The sequence below is a fragment of the Natronorubrum bangense genome (assembly GCF_004799645.1).
Classification (GTDB): Archaea; Halobacteriota; Halobacteria; order Halobacteriales; family Natrialbaceae; genus Natronorubrum; species Natronorubrum bangense.
The window spans coordinates 2,146,507-2,165,453 of the sequence record NZ_CP031305.1; the positions used below are offsets into that span (position 1 = coordinate 2,146,507).

The 18,947-nt window shown below is 62.2% G+C and carries 17 protein-coding genes; 10 read left to right on the forward strand and 7 right to left on the reverse strand.

From position 1 onward, the window contains the following. Positions 1-89: 89 nt before the first annotated feature. Positions 90-3,092, forward strand: a complete 3,003-nt coding sequence (locus tag DV706_RS10710; RefSeq protein ID WP_136350860.1) for an oligosaccharyl transferase, archaeosortase A system-associated — start codon at positions 90-92, stop codon at positions 3,090-3,092. Positions 3,093-3,279: 187 nt separating this feature from the next. Further along, a complete protein-coding gene (locus DV706_RS10715) occupies positions 3,280-4,206 on the forward strand; it encodes a DUF368 domain-containing protein (protein WP_006064610.1) in 927 nt (308 codons plus the stop codon). Positions 4,207-4,260: 54 nt separating this feature from the next. Here the strand turns inward: DV706_RS10715 and DV706_RS10720 are convergent, their stop codons facing one another. The 4 genes from DV706_RS10720 to glpA all read right to left on the reverse strand — a co-directional run bounded on the left by DV706_RS10720 (position 4,261) and on the right by glpA (position 9,931). Then, entirely contained in the window at positions 4,261-5,439 is a 1,179-nt protein-coding gene (locus DV706_RS10720) for a Cdc6/Cdc18 family protein (RefSeq protein WP_006064609.1), read from the reverse strand. Further along, positions 5,440-6,861: an anaerobic glycerol-3-phosphate dehydrogenase subunit C gene (locus DV706_RS10725; RefSeq protein WP_006064608.1), complete on the reverse strand. Its 1,422-nt coding sequence runs from the start codon at positions 6,859-6,861 to the stop codon at positions 5,440-5,442. 75 nt (positions 6,862-6,936) lie between these two features. After that, positions 6,937-8,226, reverse strand: coding sequence for a glycerol-3-phosphate dehydrogenase subunit GlpB (gene glpB / locus DV706_RS10730; RefSeq protein WP_006064607.1), 1,290 nt, complete (start codon positions 8,224-8,226; stop codon positions 6,937-6,939). A 1-nt stretch (position 8,227) separates the two neighbouring features. Further along, the gene (glpA, locus tag DV706_RS10735) at positions 8,228-9,931 is read right to left on the reverse strand and encodes an anaerobic glycerol-3-phosphate dehydrogenase subunit GlpA (protein WP_006064606.1); all 1,704 of its coding nucleotides are present in this window, start codon (positions 9,929-9,931) and stop codon (positions 8,228-8,230) included. A gap of 310 nt (positions 9,932-10,241) precedes the next feature. On the opposite strand from glpA, the gene glpK reads away from it, so the two are divergent. Next, positions 10,242-11,777: a glycerol kinase GlpK gene (gene glpK, locus DV706_RS10740; protein WP_006064605.1), complete on the forward strand. Its 1,536-nt coding sequence runs from the start codon at positions 10,242-10,244 to the stop codon at positions 11,775-11,777. A gap of 3 nt (positions 11,778-11,780) precedes the next feature. Beyond that, a complete protein-coding gene (locus DV706_RS10745) occupies positions 11,781-12,854 on the forward strand; it encodes a hypothetical protein (protein ID WP_006064604.1) in 1,074 nt (357 codons plus the stop codon). 124 nt (positions 12,855-12,978) lie between these two features. On the opposite strand, the gene DV706_RS21460 is transcribed toward DV706_RS10745, so the two are convergent. After that, a complete protein-coding gene (locus DV706_RS21460; protein ID WP_161569798.1) occupies positions 12,979-13,122 on the reverse strand; it encodes a hypothetical protein in 144 nt (47 codons plus the stop codon). A gap of 139 nt (positions 13,123-13,261) precedes the next feature. Here DV706_RS21460 and DV706_RS10750 point away from each other — a divergent pair, with 139 nt between their 5' ends. The 3 genes from DV706_RS10750 (at position 13,262) to twy1 (ending at position 15,451) form a co-directional block, all read left to right on the forward strand. Further along, the gene (locus tag DV706_RS10750) at positions 13,262-13,945 is read left to right on the forward strand and encodes an HAD-IIB family hydrolase (RefSeq protein WP_006064603.1); all 684 of its coding nucleotides are present in this window, start codon (positions 13,262-13,264) and stop codon (positions 13,943-13,945) included. 40 nt (positions 13,946-13,985) lie between these two features. Next, positions 13,986-14,285, forward strand: coding sequence for a hypothetical protein (locus DV706_RS10755; protein ID WP_006064602.1), 300 nt, complete (start codon positions 13,986-13,988; stop codon positions 14,283-14,285). Between the two features lie 131 nt (positions 14,286-14,416). Beyond that, the gene (twy1, locus tag DV706_RS10760; RefSeq protein WP_006064601.1) at positions 14,417-15,451 is read left to right on the forward strand and encodes a 4-demethylwyosine synthase TYW1; all 1,035 of its coding nucleotides are present in this window, start codon (positions 14,417-14,419) and stop codon (positions 15,449-15,451) included. A gap of 15 nt (positions 15,452-15,466) precedes the next feature. On the opposite strand, the gene DV706_RS10765 is transcribed toward twy1, so the two are convergent. Then, positions 15,467-15,640 carry a DUF1059 domain-containing protein gene (locus tag DV706_RS10765; RefSeq protein ID WP_006064600.1) on the reverse strand — a complete coding sequence of 58 codons (174 nt, stop codon included), beginning with the start codon at positions 15,638-15,640 and terminating at the stop codon, positions 15,467-15,469. 358 nt (positions 15,641-15,998) lie between these two features. Between DV706_RS10765 and DV706_RS10770 the strand changes: the two genes are divergently transcribed. From DV706_RS10770 to ribB, 3 genes are all read left to right on the forward strand, one after another. Further along, entirely contained in the window at positions 15,999-16,784 is a 786-nt protein-coding gene (locus DV706_RS10770; protein ID WP_006064599.1) for a DICT sensory domain-containing protein, read from the forward strand. Positions 16,785-17,008: 224 nt separating this feature from the next. Continuing rightward, positions 17,009-17,716, forward strand: coding sequence for a DUF120 domain-containing protein (locus DV706_RS10775; protein ID WP_006064598.1), 708 nt, complete (start codon positions 17,009-17,011; stop codon positions 17,714-17,716). Then, positions 17,713-18,417, forward strand: coding sequence for a 3,4-dihydroxy-2-butanone-4-phosphate synthase (gene ribB, locus DV706_RS10780; RefSeq protein WP_006064597.1), 705 nt, complete (start codon positions 17,713-17,715; stop codon positions 18,415-18,417). The genes DV706_RS10775 and ribB overlap by 4 nt, the downstream gene beginning before the upstream one ends. Before the next feature lie 88 nt (positions 18,418-18,505). Here ribB and DV706_RS10785 read toward each other — a convergent pair whose 3' ends face one another. Further along, complete coding sequence (locus DV706_RS10785) at positions 18,506-18,886, reverse strand: DUF7471 family protein (RefSeq protein ID WP_006064596.1); 381 nt, start codon at positions 18,884-18,886, stop codon at positions 18,506-18,508. Between the last annotated feature and the right edge of the window lie 61 nt (positions 18,887-18,947).

Here is an 18,947-nt window from a genome sequence, read left to right on the forward strand (position 1 = left end):
CTGTTTGAGTCACGACAATGGGGTAGAGATGTCAAAGAGCGACAGAGAGATGACAAGGCTTATTCTTGGCTTGTGTCTGGTGGGACCTAATGAGTACGGACACTGAACACGTCGAAGACGAGGGCGCTGAAACAGCGCCGTCGTTGCTCGAGACGTGGGCTGACTGGTATCACATCCCCGTGATCGGGGCCGTGATGCTGTTTATGTTCTGGGTACGGACCCAGGCGTATGGAAGATTCGTTACCGAGGATGGCACGCCCGCACTGGGTGGTGTTGACTCGTGGTATCACTGGCGGACAGTCGAGTGGACCGCCGAGAACTACCCGAACACGATGCCGTATGAGATCTGGACTGGATTCCCGACTGGTAACTACGTCGGTCAGTTCGGGACGCTGTTCGACCAGATCATCGTCACTATCGCGATGATCGTGGGGCTCGGCGATCCATCCACGAGCACGCTCTATACCGTCGCGTTGCTCACTGTTCCAGCGATGGCGGCACTCGTTGCGATTCCGGTGTTCTATATCGGCCGACGCCTTGGCGGCACTGTCGGCGGGCTTGTCTCGGTCGTTATCCTCGCACTCGTGCCGGGGTCGTTCCTCGCTCGGTCGACTGTCGGCCAACTCCAACACCACGTCGCCGAGGTGCTGTTCATGGCAATCGCCGTCCTCTCGATGATGGTCGCCTTGCGAGTCGCCGAACGCGAACAGCCGATCTACGAACTCGTTGTTGACAAGGATTGGGAGACGCTTCGGGAGCCAGCGCTCTATAGTGTCCTGGCAGGTGTTGCACTCGCACTGTATGTTTGGGTCTGGCCACCTGCCGTCGTCCTGATTGGGATCTTTGGTGTGTTCTTCATCGTCGCACTGTGTATCGACTATCTTCGTGGCGTCTCTCCAGACCATCTCGCGTTTGTTGGTGCGACAAGCTTTGCTGTCACGGCTGCAATCACACTTCTTCTGGTCGAAGAACCCGGTTTCAGTGTCACAAGCTTCGGCTATCTACAGCCAGCGTTGGCGATTCTCGGCGTCGGCGGATTCGTTTCAATGGCATGGCTCGCACGGCAGTGGAACAACCGCGGTATCGATAGACGGTACTATCCTGCAGCCGTAGCGGGCATGGTCGCTGTCGCACTCGGTATACTGGCGCTCGTGCTGCCGGAGCTGTTTGATCGTATTGTGAGTGAGGCAACGGGCCGAATCATGCCACTCGATCCGGCTGACCATCGGACGACGATCTCGGAAGCCCAACAACCCGAAAACTTCACCAGTCACGTCTTCGACGAGTTCGGGGCGGCCTTTTATACGATGCTTGCGGGCCTTGCCCTGCTCATCGCTCGGCCGTTCCTCGGCCGTGAATACCGCGCTGAGTACACGCTGATCATCGTCTGGTCGCTGTTCCTGATCAGCATGGCTGCGACACAGCTTCGGTTTGCGTACTATCTCGTGCTAGCCGTTGCGGTCGTCAACGCCGTCTTCGTCGCGGATATCGTTCGCATCTTCGACCTCGATATTCGAGGTGGTGTCGACTCGCTTCGCCAGGTCGAGACCTACCAGATCATCGTCTTGGTGCTGGTCGTGATGCTCCTGTTTGCACCACTACTGCCACCGATCGCGGCCGACACTGATACCGCGTGGGACCGTGGCGAACGCGTCGGCCCACACCAGGAAGCGATGGTTTGGGAGGAATCGAACCACTGGCTTGCAGACAACACGCCCGAACCGGGTGACTGGGGTGGCGCGGATAACGCCAGCGACCTCGAGTACTACGGCACCTACGACTACCCCGAGGGCGCGGACTACGACTACCCTGAGGGTGCCTACGGCGTGATGTCGTGGTGGGACTACGGCCACCTGATAACGACACAGGCTGAGCGCATCCCACACTCGAACCCGTTCCAGCAGAATGCCCGCTCGTCGTCGGCGTTCCTGACCGCTGAATCCGAAGAACGCGGCGAACTGATCCTCGATGCGATCGCTGCAGGCGAAGATCCGCGTGGCACTGATGTCCACTCGAGTGAGGACCTCGAGGCAATGGCCGAGGGTGCGACTCACGAGGAGATGCGGTACGTGATGATCGATCACGCGATGGCTGGCGGGAAGTTCCCCGCGATTACCCAGTGGACGGGGCCGGAGTACACCGACTACATGACGCCGGAAGACTACCAGCCTGGACAGCCACTCCATTCGGATGAGATCGCAGAGACGTTCGGCGAGGTGCCGTATCACAACACGATGCTCTCGCAGTTGTACTTCGACGACGCGGACGGCATGGAACACTACCGTGTCGTCCACGAAAACGAAGGTGCTGGAACGGCCCTATTCGCCAGTTACGCGCAGGTGTTCGCGGAAGAGGCGTTCCCAGAGCAGACCGTCCAGCAGTTAGAAGCGTGGGGGTACGAGGACGGCGACGTGCTCTACGTTCAGGACGGCGAACTCGCCCCACCTGGTGAGGGACAGCTCGCAGTTCAGGTGAATCAGCGAACGAGCCAGGACGAGCTGTTACAGCTCGATCAAGGTCCGACCACGGAGCTCTTCGGTGTCAATGACGCTGCCGCAGTCAAAACGTTCGAACGCGTCGATGGTGCGACACTCTCTGGGACCGTCGACGACGAAGACGGCCTCCTCGAGGAAGAGTCGACGATCACCGCCACGGTCGACCTCGAGACGAACGCCGAGCGAACGTTCACCTACACGCAGGAAGTCGAGCTCGCTGCCGACGGCTCCTTCGAACTGGTCGTTCCGTACGCAACGGACGACGAACTCGGCGTCGAGGACGGCTACACGAACAGCAGCGTCGAAGCAGTTGGTGACTACACGCTAACCGTCGGCGAGCCCGGCGAAGAGGGCTATGAAGCACAGACTGCTGTCCCCGAAACGGCAGTGATTCAGGGTGAACTGATCGACGAGATCGAGTTCGAGCAGACTGAACTCGAGGACCAGGACGACGCTGACGATGCGGACGGTATCGAAGACGTAGACGACGGTGACATCGAGGAAGGGGCCCCTGAAACCGAACCCGATGACGAACTCGGCGACGACGCAGGTGTCGCTGGCGCACTCGCTCCGGCGGCGACGCAGGTGGCCGGCTAACGACACTTCGTTTTTATTGGCTGTCTCGGAACTGGGCTTTCGTGATCGTGTCTCGAGATGCCATCGGATCGACACGGACACTGTGTGACAGTCGGCTAACAACAGTTGCTGATCGGCACACTGGGCGTTGTTCAGCGCTGTCCAAGAGTAAGAAAGCTTTTCCCGTCGTCCGGAATACCCCCGGGCAATGCGGGAGTTTCTCGCCGTCTATCTGAAAGGATTCTCGATGGGGGCAGCCGACGTCGTCCCCGGAGTATCGGGTGCGACGATCGCGTTGATCGTTGGGATCTACGATCGGCTGATTCGGGCGATTACGGCGATCGACCCACGATCGTTTCGGCCGGCCCTGCGTCCCCACGACCCCGAGGCACGAACACAGCTCCGGACGGAACTCGAGCGAATGGACATTCCGTTCCTGATAACGCTTGGACTGGGGATCTCGACGGCGATCGTGGTCCTTTCGCGGGTGATGCATGGAGCAGCGACGACGTATCCCGTGCCGACCTACGGCTTTTTCTTTGGGCTGATCGCGGCATCAGCAGTCGTTCTCTACGGCGAGGTCGAGACGTGGACGGCGGGACGGGTCGCGGTCTCGCTGGTCGCGATCGTGATTGCGTTCTTTATCACGGGTGTGACTGTGGGTGGGGCCTCACACAGCGCACTGATGGTGTTCGTTGCCGGTGCAGTCGCGATCTGTGCGATGGTCTTGCCGGGCGTTTCAGGGGCGTTTTTCCTCCTTATTCTCGGCCAGTACGAGTATATGACTGGCGTGTTGAGCGCATTCGTCGATGGCCTGATCGGGCTGTTCAACGGTGATGCGCTCGCACCCGTACTCGAGGCGGGCTCGGTCGTCGCCGTCTTCGGCGTCGGCGCAGTTATCGGGCTGTTCACGATGGCCCACGCAGTGGGCTACGCCCTGGAACGCTACCGGGCTGCGACGCTTGCTTTTCTGGTGAGTCTCATGGTCGGTGCGCTCAGACTGCCGTTTGTAGAAGTGACGACCAATCTCGGTAGCGCACCCGCTGGCACACCGACTGTTGCCGTCGTCGCGGGCCTCGTCGGCGCGGCTGCCGTCTTGCTCGTCGACCGATATACCGACGATCTCGAGTACTGATCTGCTTGGCGGTCTTTGGAGCGATAGTAACAACTGAAACGTATAGAGACCGTCTCAGTCGGTCGTGTTCTCGTCGTCGTTCGTGGTCGGTCCCAGTGCCTGGAAGACGATCGTCGGAAACCGCGGGACGACGGCACTGGGTCGCCGACCGCTTCCGTTTGCGGGCAGTGGGACGCGTTCGATGATCCCCCGATCTGCGAGTTCGTAGAGAAAGCGTTTGACCGTGCCAGCAGTCAGCGAGGAGCGGCTGGCGATCTCCGTGGCGACCTCGCGGATCGGTCTGTCAGCCGACTCGACAGCGACGAGATCAGCGAGCACCCGCTGGCGCGTCTCGGAGAGTGAGAGTACTCGATCGAGATGGACGCCGTCTTCGGGAACGCCAGCCCATGCCGTCTCGAGGTGGTGTGATTCGAGTCTGTCGCTTCCGTCGGTGGTCGCGAGCATGCTGGCACCGAACAGCGTCGCCAGCGCGTCGTGTGCATTGCCGTCTGCCCACCTCGCGATGGTGCGAATCGACTCGTGATCCAGCGCTCCGGCTGCCAGCCCAGTCGAAGCGCGGTCAGTGACGACATCAACGAGTTCGTGGTTGCGGTAGGCCGGAACCGAAATGGTCGGGTGCTCGTCGCTCCAGTTGTCAGGGACGGTCTGGCCGACGGCGACGGTCGAGACACTTTCGGCAACCGGCTCGAGCAGGTCGTGGGTGCGGTCGTATGCGAGGGATTCGGGCTCATCGTGGTGATCGAGGGCGATCACTGCCCGGTGGTCCGGCCGTCCGAGTCGGTTACAGAGTCGGTCTCGAAGATCATCAGTGCCGACGCCGCTTTTCGGGACGGGTTCCTGAGAGAGAACCGACAGGACCTCCTGATAAAAAGCGAAGGCGCTCTCGACGCGGCGGCCATCGACGTAGACGAACCACGTCACTGGGCCGGTGCTGCCGGCACGGGTTGTCGTCCCGATCGTCCGCGTCGGTTCACTGAGTCGGTCGTTTAACGCGCCGAACAGGGCAGTGATGATCGCTGACGTTCCCGATCCGGGTGGGCCGACCACGGACACCGGTGGCGGCAACTCGCCGTCGAACACCGGTTCGAAAGCGTCGAGCAACTGCTCTAAGACCGGTCCACGACCCACTGGATCCGGTCGATGGACGACTGGACTGAGGTGATCGCGGTCGACGACGACCGACCGGCCCTGTCGTGCTGATAATCGTCGCGCGATTCGCTCTTGTAACTCCATCTATCTGGTCTCCTGACCCCGGCGCTGATCTGCGTCGTGAGCAGTCCCCACGAGTGCCGCTGCGATAATTTCGAGGGTGTGTTTGATCTCGTAGCCGGTGCCGTGTTCCATCTGCATCGAGCAGGTTGGACACTCCGTCAGGCCCGTTTCGGCTGGCGCGTCGTCCATGTGCTCGAACATCTCCTCGCCGATCTTCATCGACGTCTCGTAGTTCTCCTCTTTCCAGCCGTACGTGCCGGAGATTCCAGAACAGGAATCGCCGACGTCGTGGGCGTCGATGCCGTCTATTGCCCCTAGCACTTCGATCGTCTGTCCATCGAGTCCCTGGTTACGTGAATGACACGGTGCGTGATAGGCAAACGACTCGTCCTCGAGCGACGTGCCCTCGAGTTCACCCTCGAGGTCCTCGTGGACGCGGAGATATTCGACGGCATCCCAGGTGTTCGCGGCGACGTCGTCGGTCCCCTCGAAGTCGAACAGTTCGGGGTACTCCTGTCGGATCGACATCGAACAGGAGCTACAGGAGGCGATGATGTCGGCTCCGTCTTCGAGTGCGGCCGCGAGTTCGCTGACGTTGGTCTCGGCGGCTCGACGGGCGTCCTCGAGCATCCCGTTTGCGAACATCGGCGTGCCTGAACAGGATTGTTCGGGGACCATGACCTCGTAGCCGAAGTGTTCGTAGACGCGGACGAGCGCCTTCGCGACCTCGGGGGTGTTGTAGTTCGAGTAACAGCCGTGGAAGTAGGCGATGCGCTTGTCCTCGCTCTCTGCATCACCTCGCTGTGCTCGCGCTTCCTGTGCTCGCTGTTTCGAGGTCGCGTTGCCACCTCGCTTCGTCCACCACTTCCGGAACGTCTCGGTCGCGAACTCGGGGAACTCCCGCTCGCTCGTGACCCCCAGCGTCTTCTCGCCCAGCCACTGGGTGACCGACAGCCCCATCACGAAGTTCGCCGTCCGTGGGAAGGCCGCGGCCAGCGGCGCGAGTCGCCGGTAGTTCGCGAGGATTCGGTTGCGGATGTACTCTCGAGAGAGTTTGTTCATGTGCTCGTCGACGTACTCGCCTCGAGCCGTGTTGTGCATCTGCGAGAGCGGTACCTCGGAGGGACAAGCGCTATCACAGCGCATGCAGTTCGAACACTTCATCACGGAGTCGTCGATGTCGTGGTCGTCCTGTCGTTTGAGCCGCCACTGCTCTGGCCCCTGGAACTTCGGGCCGGGGAACTCGTCGTCGACCTCGGCGACAGGACAGTTCGTATCGCAGGTCGAACACTTATAACAGTTGTCGGCTCCCGGTCGGAGGTCCATCTCCTCGGCCTCGGGGAAGACCTGAATCGGTTCGAACTCGTCGTCGGTCGATGCGTCGCCGTCGGTTGAGTAGTCGCCCGGTGCACCGTCGTCGGTCGGGTGTTCTGCGTCGCTCATGAAATTACCTGTTTCGGCCGCTCGCACTCGAGTTATCGCTCGATTCGGTCGCTCGCACACTGTGTCTCGAGTCAGTCATTCGCCGCCCTCCTCGCCGGCCCGTGTCCCGGCGACGTAGCCCGTCGCGAGCGAGACGCCGCCGCCAGATTTCTCCGCCGCGAAGTCATACCCGCTCAGAACCGCGCCAGCCGCGCGCAGGTTCGAAAACTCCGGCTCGTCGTCGGCAGTCAACGGCCGCAACTCGCGGTCGACGCGCAGGCCAAAGCGCGCGTAGGGCTGGTCGCCGAACACGTCGTCGACGAACCAGTCGTAGCGGTCGGCGGCGTGGGGAACGTGACAATCAAAGAGCGGTTCGTACACCCGCTCGCGTTCCGAACGGACGCCCTTGCCGACGAGCCCGCCCGTCGCGAGGACGTACTGGTCGGCGCGGTGGGGGAGTTTCGAGCCGGTGCGGTCGACGACGACGTGGTCGATTCGGTCGCCGTCCGTGTCAGCCTCGTACTCGACCACCGGCACGCCCGAGGTTACCCGCACGCCCGCATCCTCGAGTGCATCGTAGAGCAGGTCCTCGAGTCGCAGTCCCGGCAGGCTGGGCGGCCCCATCGGGACTTCGAAGACGTCGACGCCAAGGGCGGCTGCGAGGTCGGCCCGCACCTCGGCGGCGTGGTCGTCGCCCAGAATCGCGGGAAAGCCGACTCGAGACTCGCTCTCGAGGTGGGGCTCGACAGCCGCGGCGAGCGCCTCGCGCGCGCCGGTTTCGCCCGCATCCGTAGAGATGGATTCGTTCTGATCGAGCAGGTGGGCATACCGCGTCACCTTCGCGTCGTCGCGGACGATGCCGGGGAACGATAGCGTGACGCCGCGAGCCGCGAACGGGACGCCGGCGGCCTCGAGGTGGGCCGCAGCCAGTGGGGCCTCGAAATCCGGGAGGGTCTCGAAGCCGACTAGCAGCGTGTCCCGGTCGTCGCTCGCCAGCCCAGCGGCCGTCGAGGCCGGGTAGCGGGCGGTCGGTTTGACCGTGCCGCCGTGGGTCGGGACGAGTGCGTTCACGTCCGTATGTGCGCCGGCGTACGCCTCGCCCACGACGTCGTCGAAAAACGCGAGGGCGTCGCGGACGGCCTCGACCCCAACGCGCTCGTAGGGGTGGCCGTCGGGGAGGTCCGAGAGGGCGTCGAAGGGGTCGACGAGCGGCCCGTCGCCTTCGGGGGTGTAGCCGAGGACGTCGACCAGCCCGCTGGCGTGGCGCAGCGTGCTCTGTTTGTGCGTTACCAGCCGTACCTGCACGTTCTGCTCCGCCGCGGCGAGTGCCGCCGTCGCGCCGGCGAGGCCGCCACCGATCACGAGGACGTCGTCTTCGATCGCCATCTCAGTTCCCCCCGTCGGCGCGCGGTTCGGCCGTCTGGTTACCGCCGTCGAACGCCGCGTACTCGAGGTCGGCCGACTCGCTTGCGGGGTCGCGGTCGCGGTTCATCGTCGTCGCGTGCAGAGCGTAGTTGAGCATCGCTTGGGAGAGCTGTTCGCCCCACAGCGCGTGGCGTTCGCCCTTCCAGCGCTCCTGAAACAGTTCGTCGAGCGCCGTTCGGACGGTCTCCTCGTCGTACTCGGGGTGGAGTTCGTTCGCCATGTTCTGACAGCAGAAGCCGCCTTGGCAGTTGCCCATCGAGGCACGGGTACGGATGCGAACCGCGTTCAGGTCCGTTCCCGACTGTGAGATTCCGTCCTGAATTTCCGCGCGCGTAACGCCCTCACACTGGCAGATCACCGGATTCGCGGCGTCGGTCTCGAGCACCTCGCTTGCGCGACTGCCGAGGCGTTGTTTGCTCCGGCGAGCGACCGGCGAGCGCAGCCCGAAGTCGTCCATGCCGGCCTCGAGGGTCTCGATGTCCTCGCTGCCGGGGAGTGGTTCGTCGGCAGTGGCACACGAGGCTCGCACGCCGAGTTTGTCACAGACGTGATCGACGATCTCTTCGGCCATCGCCCGGTACGTCGTCAGCTTCCCGCCGACGATGCTGGACATCCCCGAGACGCCGTCGCGCTCGGCGTGATCGAGCAAAAAGAACTCTCGCGTGATGTCCGTCGGATCCGTGGTCCCGGTCCCTGGCGGCTCGTACAGCGGGCGAACACCCCAGAACGAGCGGATCGTCCGCGCTTCCGAGAGGATCGGGACGAGTTCCGAGAGAGTGTCGATCATCTGGTCGACTTCCCACTGCTCTTCGGGGTAGTCGTCCGGGTCCGAGACTTCCTCGTCGGTGGTGCCGAGGATCGCCGTCGTCTCATGGGGGACGATAATGTCGGCGTCGCCTTTCGGCCGACAGCGGTTGATGACGGTGTCGACCTGCCGGACGTTCATGATCGTCATGACGCCCTTCGAGGGGCGGACCTCGATCTCGAGGTCGGCCATGTCCCCAATTTGGCCGGCCCACGCGCCCGTCGCGTTGACCACGTAGTCGGCCGTGATCTCCTCGGTCGTGCCGGCGACGGTATGGTTTCGTTTGCCCGGCCCTGAGGTGTGGCGCACGTTCACGCCGTAGATGTCGTCGCCGTCACGCAGGAGGTCGATCACTTCCGCGTGGGTCTCGATGCGTGCGCCGTGGGTTTCGGCGTCGACCGCGTTCGCGACGCAGAGTCGAAACGGATCGACCGCGGCGTCGGGAACTTCGATCGCGCGTTTGACGTCGGTCGCGAGGTAGGGTTCGACCTCGCGTGCTTCCCGTCCCGAGAGAACACGCGCGGGAATGTTACACTCCCGACAGCCCTCGAGTTTCTCCTGGAAGTACGCGTCCGAGTCCTCGGGTCGCTGGACGAACAGGCCGCCGGTCTCTTCGACGCAGTGGCCGGCGATCTCCCGGAGGATTTCGTTTTCCTCGATACACTCTATCGCGCTCGCCTGATCGGAGACGGCGTAGCGGCCCCCGCTGTGTAAGAGCCCGTGCATACGGCCAGTTGTCCCCTCCGTCAGATTGCCTCGTTCGACGAGTGTCACCTCGAGGCCGCGCATCGCCAGATCTCGAGCGATGCCACAGCCGGTGGATCCCCCGCCGAGAACGAGGACGTCAGTGTGGGTTGTCATCCCTTGGTTCGTACCTAGATCCCCCTACTCTTTATTTTATCGACGCTCCATCAACGCCCATAACAACTGAACGTGTGTGGGAGTGTCACTCATTATCTGACCACATTTCGGCCCCTGTTTCGGGTGAAACGACGATTTTCGGGCGAACCACTCGACTGTTTTTGGAGAGGTAGCCGTAATATTGTTAGACCAATATAATGGGGCTATTACACTTACAGGAACATTTATAATGATCGTCGAATTTGTTTACCAGTAGCACGCAACCGTCGATAAAGACGTCGCGTGAGCAGTACGATACGGGTGACTACTAGTGACAGAACATACCTACGTCGGTGCAGTAGATCAGGGGACGACTGGGACACGATTCATCGTATTCGATCACGGCGGGCAAGTCGTCGCGAACGCATACGAGAAACACGAACAGGTGTATCCGGAACCCGGCTGGGTCGAACACGACCCGATGGAGATCTGGGCGAACACCAAACGCGTCATCACGCAGGCGCTCGGGCAGGCGGGCGTCGCTCCCGACCAGCTCGAGGCGATCGGCGTGACCAACCAGCGCGAGACGACGCTGCTGTGGGACGCCGACTCCGGTCGGCCGGTCCACAACGCGATCGTCTGGCAGGACCGGCGCACGACCGACCGTGTTGAACAACTCGAAGACGATGAGATGGTCGACACCATCCGCGAGAAGACCGGCCTCGAGGCCGACGCCTACTTCTCGGCGACCAAAGCGGAGTGGCTGCTCGACAACGCCGATCCGATCAAACTCGAGCGGTCGCGACCGGACGACATTCGTGATCGGGCGGAGAAAGGCGAGGTGCTGTTCGGGACGATCGACACCTGGCTGATCTACAACCTCACGGGCAACCACATCACCGAGGTGACGAACGCCTCGCGAACGATGCTCTACAACATCCACGACCTCGAATGGGACGATGAACTCCTCGCGGAGTTCTCGATCCCCGAGGCGATGTTGCCTGAAGTGCGCCCCTCGAGCGACGAGGCGACCTACGGCACGACTGACCCAGAAGGCTTCCTCGAGGCCGAGGTGCCCGTCGCGGGTGCGCTCGGCGACCAGCAGGCGGCCCTGTTCGGCCAGACCTGTTTCGACGCCGGCGACGCGAAGAACACCTACGGGACGGGCTCGTTCTTCCTGATGAACACGGGTAACGAGGCTGTCGAGAGCGACCACGGGCTGTTGACGACGATCGGCTTCCAGCGCTCGGGTGCGGACGTCCAGTACGCACTCGAGGGGTCGATCTTCATCACTGGCGCGGCGATCGAGTGGCTTGAGGACATGTCGTTGATCGACAACCCCTCTCAGACGGCCGAACTCGCCCGCAGCGTCGATACGACCGACGGCGTCTATGTCGTCCCCGCATTTACGGGCCTGGGTGCACCTCATTGGGATCAGCGCGCACGCGGGACCATCGTTGGGATGACCCGCGGCACGCGGAAAGAACACGTCGTTCGAGCAACCCTCGAGTCGATTGCGTTCCAGACTCGTGACGTCGCGGAGGCGATGGAGGCCGACTCGGGCATCGAGATGACGAGCCTGAAAGTCGACGGCGGCGCGGTCAAGAACAACTTCCTCTGTCAGCTCCAGTCGGACATCATCGACTCGGAGATCGTCCGCCCGGTCGTCGACGAGACGACAGCGCTGGGGTCGGCGTACGCAGCCGGGCTCGCCGTCGGCTACTGGGACGACGTCGACAGTCTGCGCGACAACTGGCAGATCGATCGCGAGTTCGAGCCACAGATGGGGAGAGAGACGGCCGACAAGCGATACGACCGCTGGAGCGACGCCGTCGAGCGGTCACTGAACTGGGCGACGGAGGAGTGATCGATGTTTCAGGCACTCCTGCAGCTCCCGGTTATTGGGCTGGAGGTCGAGCAGTTTCTGCTCCTGTTGATCGCCGCCCTCGCCGGTGGAGCGTTCGGCGCGGCGATCGGTGCGTTGCCCGCGTTCATCTTTACGGGCTTTGTCGTCTTCCTCGGTGAAGGCGTCGCGATCCTCCAGCGAGAACTCGGCACACTCGAGGCCGTCGAGACCGGTGGCCTCGCCACCGACATCACCGGCGTGATCGGCTTTGGCATGGTGACTGGTCCGCACGTCGCGTTCGCCGGCGGTGTCGCCGCGACGGCCTACGCCGGCCGGAAGTACCCCGAGATGGAGCCTGCGGGCTGGGACTACCACTTCGGGAAGAACATCCTCTACGCGTTCGGGACCAAACCCGACATCCTCGCCGTCGGTGCGGTCTTCGGCGCGGTCGGGATGCTCATCACCCAGGTCATGAACGGCGTCGGCTTCCCGACGGACAACATCGCGCTGTCGGTCGTGGCGACGGCCTTCCTCGCGCGGCTCGTGTTCGACTACCCAATCGTTGGCAAAGTGTCGGGGTCGAACATCCTCGATATGTCGCCGTTCGAGAACGGTGAGAAACGTATCGCAACCGACGGCGGCACCGAGACCAGCCGACTGGCGACCGAACCGTGGCTGCCCCACCAGTACAAGTGGTCCGGCGTCATCGCTATCGGCCTCGTCGGTGGTGTCCTCGGCGGCTACATCTGGCTCGAGACGGGTAGCATCTTCCTGGGCTATGCGATCTCCGCGATCAGCCTGCTGTTTCTCAACCTCGGCGTTGAGAAGATCCCCGTCACTCACCACATCACGCTGCTCGGCGCAGTGGGGGCGATCCTCGCGATGCCCGTCATCGGGAGCGAACCCGTCGCGTTACTCGCCGCCGGTGCGTTCGGCGCGATCAGTGGCCTGCTCGCAGAGGTGACCCAGCGGATGTTCTACTCCCACTCCGGGACCCACGTCGACCCGCCGGCGATGGCGATCGCGATCTTCATGTTCGCACTCGGTATCCTCTACCTGCTCGGACTGCTGCCCAACGCGGGCTACCTCGCGCTCTAAGCGGTCTGGGGGGTTTTCTCTCGAGGACGTACTCGCCACGGTCTCCGGCGATCCGTTTTGTAGCACTCCCGAACGAACCGCATGTGATGAGACGCATCGAGTGTCGACCACAATCGACCGACAGTCACCGGTCCGGTGGTGAAACCGTATACGAGTCGGCGTCTTCTTGCTGCCCGAAAAACGCCTCTAATGCTTTCAACACTCCGAAATAGACCGCGTACGCTGTGAGGGCGACATAAATCATGGGGACGACAATAATTTCAATCATATCTGGAATGGTATTCGCAAAAACAAGTGTGTTCTGCTCGCTGGCATTCGATGGAGTGAGCGACAGTCGCGGTTGCTGTCCAGCGCTCTTGCACTCTCGAACCGACTCTTTTAGGTCTCCAAGCCCTCGAGTGACGGCTATGACTGCCGATCCACCGCTCGTGCTCGATATCGACGGCACGCTGACCCGGCCCGACGGGTGGGGCATCGACCCGCGCGTCTTCGACCCGATCCGCGACTGGGAGGCCCCCGTCGTCATCGCGACCGGGAAGGCGTTTCCCTACCCCGTCGCCCTCTGTCATTTCACCGGCATTCCGGAACTCGTCGTCGCCGAAAACGGGGGCGTCGTCTACACCGGCAACGACGTCTTCTTCACAGCCGACCGTGAGGCCGCCCAAGCCGTCACCGAGGAGTATCGCGCCGCCGGCTACACGCTCGGCTGGGGTGAGGAAGACACTGTTAATCGCTGGCGGGAGACCGAGATCGCCGTCAACTTAGAGCAACCGATCGAGCCGTTGCGCGAGATCGCCGCCAAACACGGCCTCGAGGTGATCGACACGGGCTACGCCTACCACGTCAAGGATACGAATCCGACCAAAGGCGACGGCCTCGAGACGATCGCCGAGCACGTCTCGATCGACCTCGAGGCGGCCGTCGCCGTCGGCGACTCGATCAACGACGTCTCGTCGTTCGACACCGTCGGCCGGAGCTTCGCCGTCGGGAACGCCGACGAAATGGCCACAGCAGCCGCTGATGAGGTGCTCGAGGAGATCCACGCGGATGGGACGCTGGCGGTGCTCGAGCGTGTCCGGGGCTCGGTCTGAAACGCAGAACGCTTTTGCGGTGGCTCACTAACCACTGTGTATGGTCGTTGACTCCCTCGTCGCTGTTTTCGGACTCGTGGCGACGGGTGCGCTCTTCGGTGTGATCTACTGGGACGCCATCCGTGTCGACGTCTCGCGGCCGCTGCTGTGGGCCGCGCTTGCCGCAGGGACGTTCGCGGTCGGGGTCGGACTGTATCTGTTCGTCCCGACAGCCCCGATGACAGGCATTCTCTTGACCGCCAACACGGGGCTGGTCCTGTACGGCTTCGAGCGCGAAGTGTCGACCGAGGACGACGAGCCCGCCGAACCGGGTGAACTCCCACACAACTCCGGCAAGTAACGCAGACGGGCTGTTGCCGTTCGTGCCAGTGCATCTGCGATCGGCCTGCGGGGACAGCAAAACGCGGGGCAACAGCTCGCATCAACCCACACCACACGGTTTTTGTCTGCGCCCACCCAATCGAGGGCAACATGAGCAATTCCGCCGAGACAGGCGTTGATACCGGATCCGACGCCGAACAGAACGAGGGCGACGGCGACGGCGGTGCGATGCAGGTCTCGAGTCCAGATTATCACAGCGAGAACCACACGGCTGCCCAGACCTGTGGCTGGACGGCCAACGCCCTGCGCGGCGAGGGGAAATGTTACAAGAACATCTACTACGGGATCGAGTCCCATCGCTGTATCCAGATGACGCCCGTCGTGCGGTGTAACGAGCGCTGTGTCTTCTGCTGGCGCGACCATCAGGGCCACTCGTATGAGATGGACGACGTCGAGTGGGACGACCCCGAAGCCGTCGTCGACGCCTCGCTCAAACTCCAGAAACGACTCCTCTCCGGCTTCGGTGGCAACGAGGAGGTCCCACGCGAGGTGTTCGACCAGGCGATGGAGCCTCGCCACGTCGCCATCTCGCTCGACGGCGAACCGTCGCTGTATCCCTATCTGCCCGAACTCATCGAAGCCTTCCACGACCGCGATATCACCACATTCCTCGTCTCGAACGGGACCCGACCCGAGGTGCTTCGAGAGTGTGATCCCACACAGCTGTATGTCAGTGTCGACGCTCCCGAACGCCACACCTTCGACCAAGTCGTCGGCGCGATGGAAGACGACGCCTGGGAAAAGCTACTCGAGACGATGGACGTCCTTGCGGACAAAGACGAGACCCGCACCGTGTTGCGGACGACACTCGTCAAAGGCGAAAACATGCACCACCCCGACTGGTACGCCGGCTTCTTCCAGCAGGCCGATCCGGACTTCATCGAGATGAAAGCCTACATGCACGTAGGTCACTCACAGGGTCGACTGGACCGCTCGGCGATGCCCGACCACGAGGAAGTCGTCGAATTCACCGAGCAAGTCCAGGAGTATATGCCCGAGTTTACGGAGTGCAAAGGGGTGCCCGCCTCCCGTGTGGCGCTTCTCTCGAAGACAAAAGACACGTGGGTTCCAAAGTTGAAAAAAGACAGCGAGTTCTGGGCGCGCGATTCAGTGACCGGTAACTGACATCAAAAAGCGGAGTCACACCACTTGCAGGTGTTCTTCTTGAAGTTCTTCGTCGGTGACCTCTTTCCCGTGGACATCCTTCATGTGGTCTCTGGCCAGTTCGATCGCCTCTGTTTCGTTTTCCGATTGAATAATGAACCGGCAATCAGCGTCTGCCGACTCACAATCGAGTTTGTGTGCTTTCGCCATGTGTAATCAGTCTGTTTCTCCGCGTCCCAGACACTGATTTGTCCCTAGGTGATGGTCTCTGTTACCAAGCACCAGTATATCTACGACAGTATATTACTTAGTCCTTTTTGTGAAATTATGTGTAACCCAACCGAACCGTCCATCGACTGATCCAGTCGTCTCGCCATCGACACCGTGATTCGGCGTTCAGCGATGGACAAACGACACGAGTCAGGGTAGTAACGGTTGAAACAGCCGAGACACCGATCACACGGGAGTCCTGCCGATGGGTGTGTTCATCGGTTCAGTCGCCACGATAGACGTCAGGGAACTTAACTGAACGAACCCTTTAGCTCTCCTAGCCGCAACCGTCCCGTAAATGACCCTGCGATCGTTCATCGAGGACACTGGCCCCCCAACGGCGACGATCGCCGTCGTCGGCGACGACCAGCCCGGCCCGCTCGAGGCGATGCTCGACGAGACGTTCGAGACACAGCCGATCACCGTCGAGACGGCGGCCACCGACACGTTCGAACTCACTGACGATCTCGAGCTCGAGGCCGGTGACGGTGACGTCGCTGTGCTCCTCGAGGACGGCGTCCTCGTGGCTATCTCGTCAATGGCCGACCTCTATGAGTCGCTTCTCGCGATCAACTCTGATCTGTTCGTGACCGGCACACGCGGGCTCGGCGAGATCGAGTTTCCGGACGTGCTCGCGAATCTCGACGAGACCCGGCTCCGGCTACGTGGCTATCCGCTCGCCCACAAGGAGAAGCTGCTGTTGATCATCGTCTCCCGGCGCATCGAACAGTTGGCCTGGAACGGTAGCAGTGGCACGCTACGCAGTGCGTTCCAGCACCTCTCTCGGATCACCGACGAGATCGGCACCCACGAGGTGTACACGGAACTGGCGGCGAGCGACGTCGACGTGCACGTCTACGGCGTCGACGATGCGACGGTCGATCTCGACGTCACCGTCCACAGCGGGACGGAACAGCGGTATCGAAACGCCTGGTTCGTCGTCTATCGCCCTGACGACCCTGCCGACAGCGACGGATCTGCCCTGGTCTGTCTCGAGGACGAGCCACGCGTCTGGGACGGGTTCTGGACCGACGACCCAGAGCGTGTCGTCGCGATCGACGAGGCCATCGCACGCGAATTCTGATACTGCTGGCCGTCCTGTGTCCCAGCGAAATCACACCACAGGGTCGCGGTTGTGCCGGAACTGACAGACCACCGGCCGTTTGAGACGACGCCGTGACCGATGGCTTTTTGCATTAACTCTCCAACGAACTGGTACTGCGGATAAACGCTCGAGAACTCTATCACAGTTTCGTTACGCATGCCACATTCGGTATGCTTTTGAGCGATCCCCCCAAACTCACTGGTATGCCAGTGTCAGCTGAGTCCGCTGTTGGGCACGACGAACTCGCCGTGCTCAAACTGCTCGCACTCGAGGGCGGACTCGAGGGCGACGTCAAGATCTCCTGTTCTCACCTCGCAGATCGTCTCGATGCATCGAACCAGACCGCTTCACGACGCCTCCAACGGCTCGAGAGTGCGACACTGCTCGAGCGCGATACGGTCAGCGACGGCCAGTGGGTGGCGATCACCGACGACGGCGAACGAGCGCTCCACGCCGAGTACGAGGACTACCGTCGCATTTTCGAGACGGAGTCGGAGATCGAACTCGATGGCACGATCACCAGCGGTATGGGAGAGGGACGGCACTACATCTCACTACCGGGGTACAAACGCCAGTTCGAGCAGCGACTCGGCTACGAGCCGTTTCCCGGCACGCTGAACGTCGACCTGCGCGACGACAGCGTCCGTCGACGAAGCGCCATCAGCGCACTCGAGCCAGTGCCGATCGACGGCTGGGAAGACGAGGAACGAACGTACGGGCCGGCAGTCTGTTACCCGGCGACGATCGAGACAGTCGACGGTGACCGTTACGAGACTGCCCATATTATTGCTCCCGAGCGGACCCACCACGATGAGGACCAACTCGAGGTCATCGCGCCGGACAAACTCCGCACGCAACTCGAACTCGAGGACGATGATCACGTCGTCGTCTACGTGGGTGATCGCCAATGACTGGCCACCATGCCGGTCCGCGGTCGAACGCAAACGCAGACAGCGCCACCACGGCGACAGACACGATCGAGACGGCCCTCGAGGCGCTACAGGCGGGTGAACCCGTGCTCGTCCACGATGCGGCCGACCGGGAGGGAGAGACGGATCTGATCTATCACGCTGACGCCGTCACGCCCGATGCGGTTGCCCGACTGCGAAACGACGCAGGTGGACTGGTCTGTGTTGCACTCGGCCACGAGGTCGCCGAGGCGTTCGAGCTCCCGTTCTACAGCGAGGCGATCGATCATCCCGCAACGGGTGACCACGAACTCGGCTACGACGAGCGCTCGTCGTTCTCGCTGACGGTCAATCACCGCGACACGTACACCGGGATCACGGACGTCGATCGGTCGACGACGATTCAGGCACTCGGGAAAGCTGCGGCCCACCCTTCAAAAACGGTGTTCGCCGAGGAGTTTCGCGTCCCCGGCCACGTCCACCTGCTGAAAGCCGCCCCCGACCTTCTCGCACAGCGAGAGGGACACACCGAACTCGGGGTGGCACTCGCCGACGCCGCCGACCTCTCGTCTGCCGTCGTCGTCTGTGAGATGTTAGACGACGAAACCGGTGAGGCACTGACGCCTGCAGACGCCCGCGGCTACGCCGCCCGCCACGAGTTCCCGTATCTTGAGGGGCGAGACATCCTCGAGCGACTGCAGTAGCCGCCGTCAGACGGTCTGCTGTCCGTCAGTTCCGGCGCGACCACGACCGTTCTGTGGTTGTGCCGGTCAACCGGTACAGCAGACCGTATCAGTCGCCGTTCGAGTCCGACAAGACGGCACCGGAGTCGGTGTCGCCCTCTGCGTTTTGTCCTGAGAACGGCCCGCTGCGATAGACCGCATACAGGATGAGCACGGCAATCGTGAAGTCGACGCCGTGTTCGACGAGATGATGGACTGTCATCGGCACGACGCCGAAAACGGTCCCGAGACCGACGAGCGATCGCCCGACGAGCAGTCCGAGAACGATCGTGATCAGCAGATATCGAGTCGATCGCCGTCGCAAATAGGCCACGATCCCACAGCAAAAGAGGATCGTCGTCCCGATAACGGCGAGGATAATGATGCCGAGGAGCACTGGGGCCAGTTGTGGGTCCAGCCACGCGATCTCGAAGGGGCTCGTGTGATCCATCTCCGCTACCGTCTTTCGGAGCGAGAGTTACCTATGTGCTTCGGTCGATCGGTCCGGAACC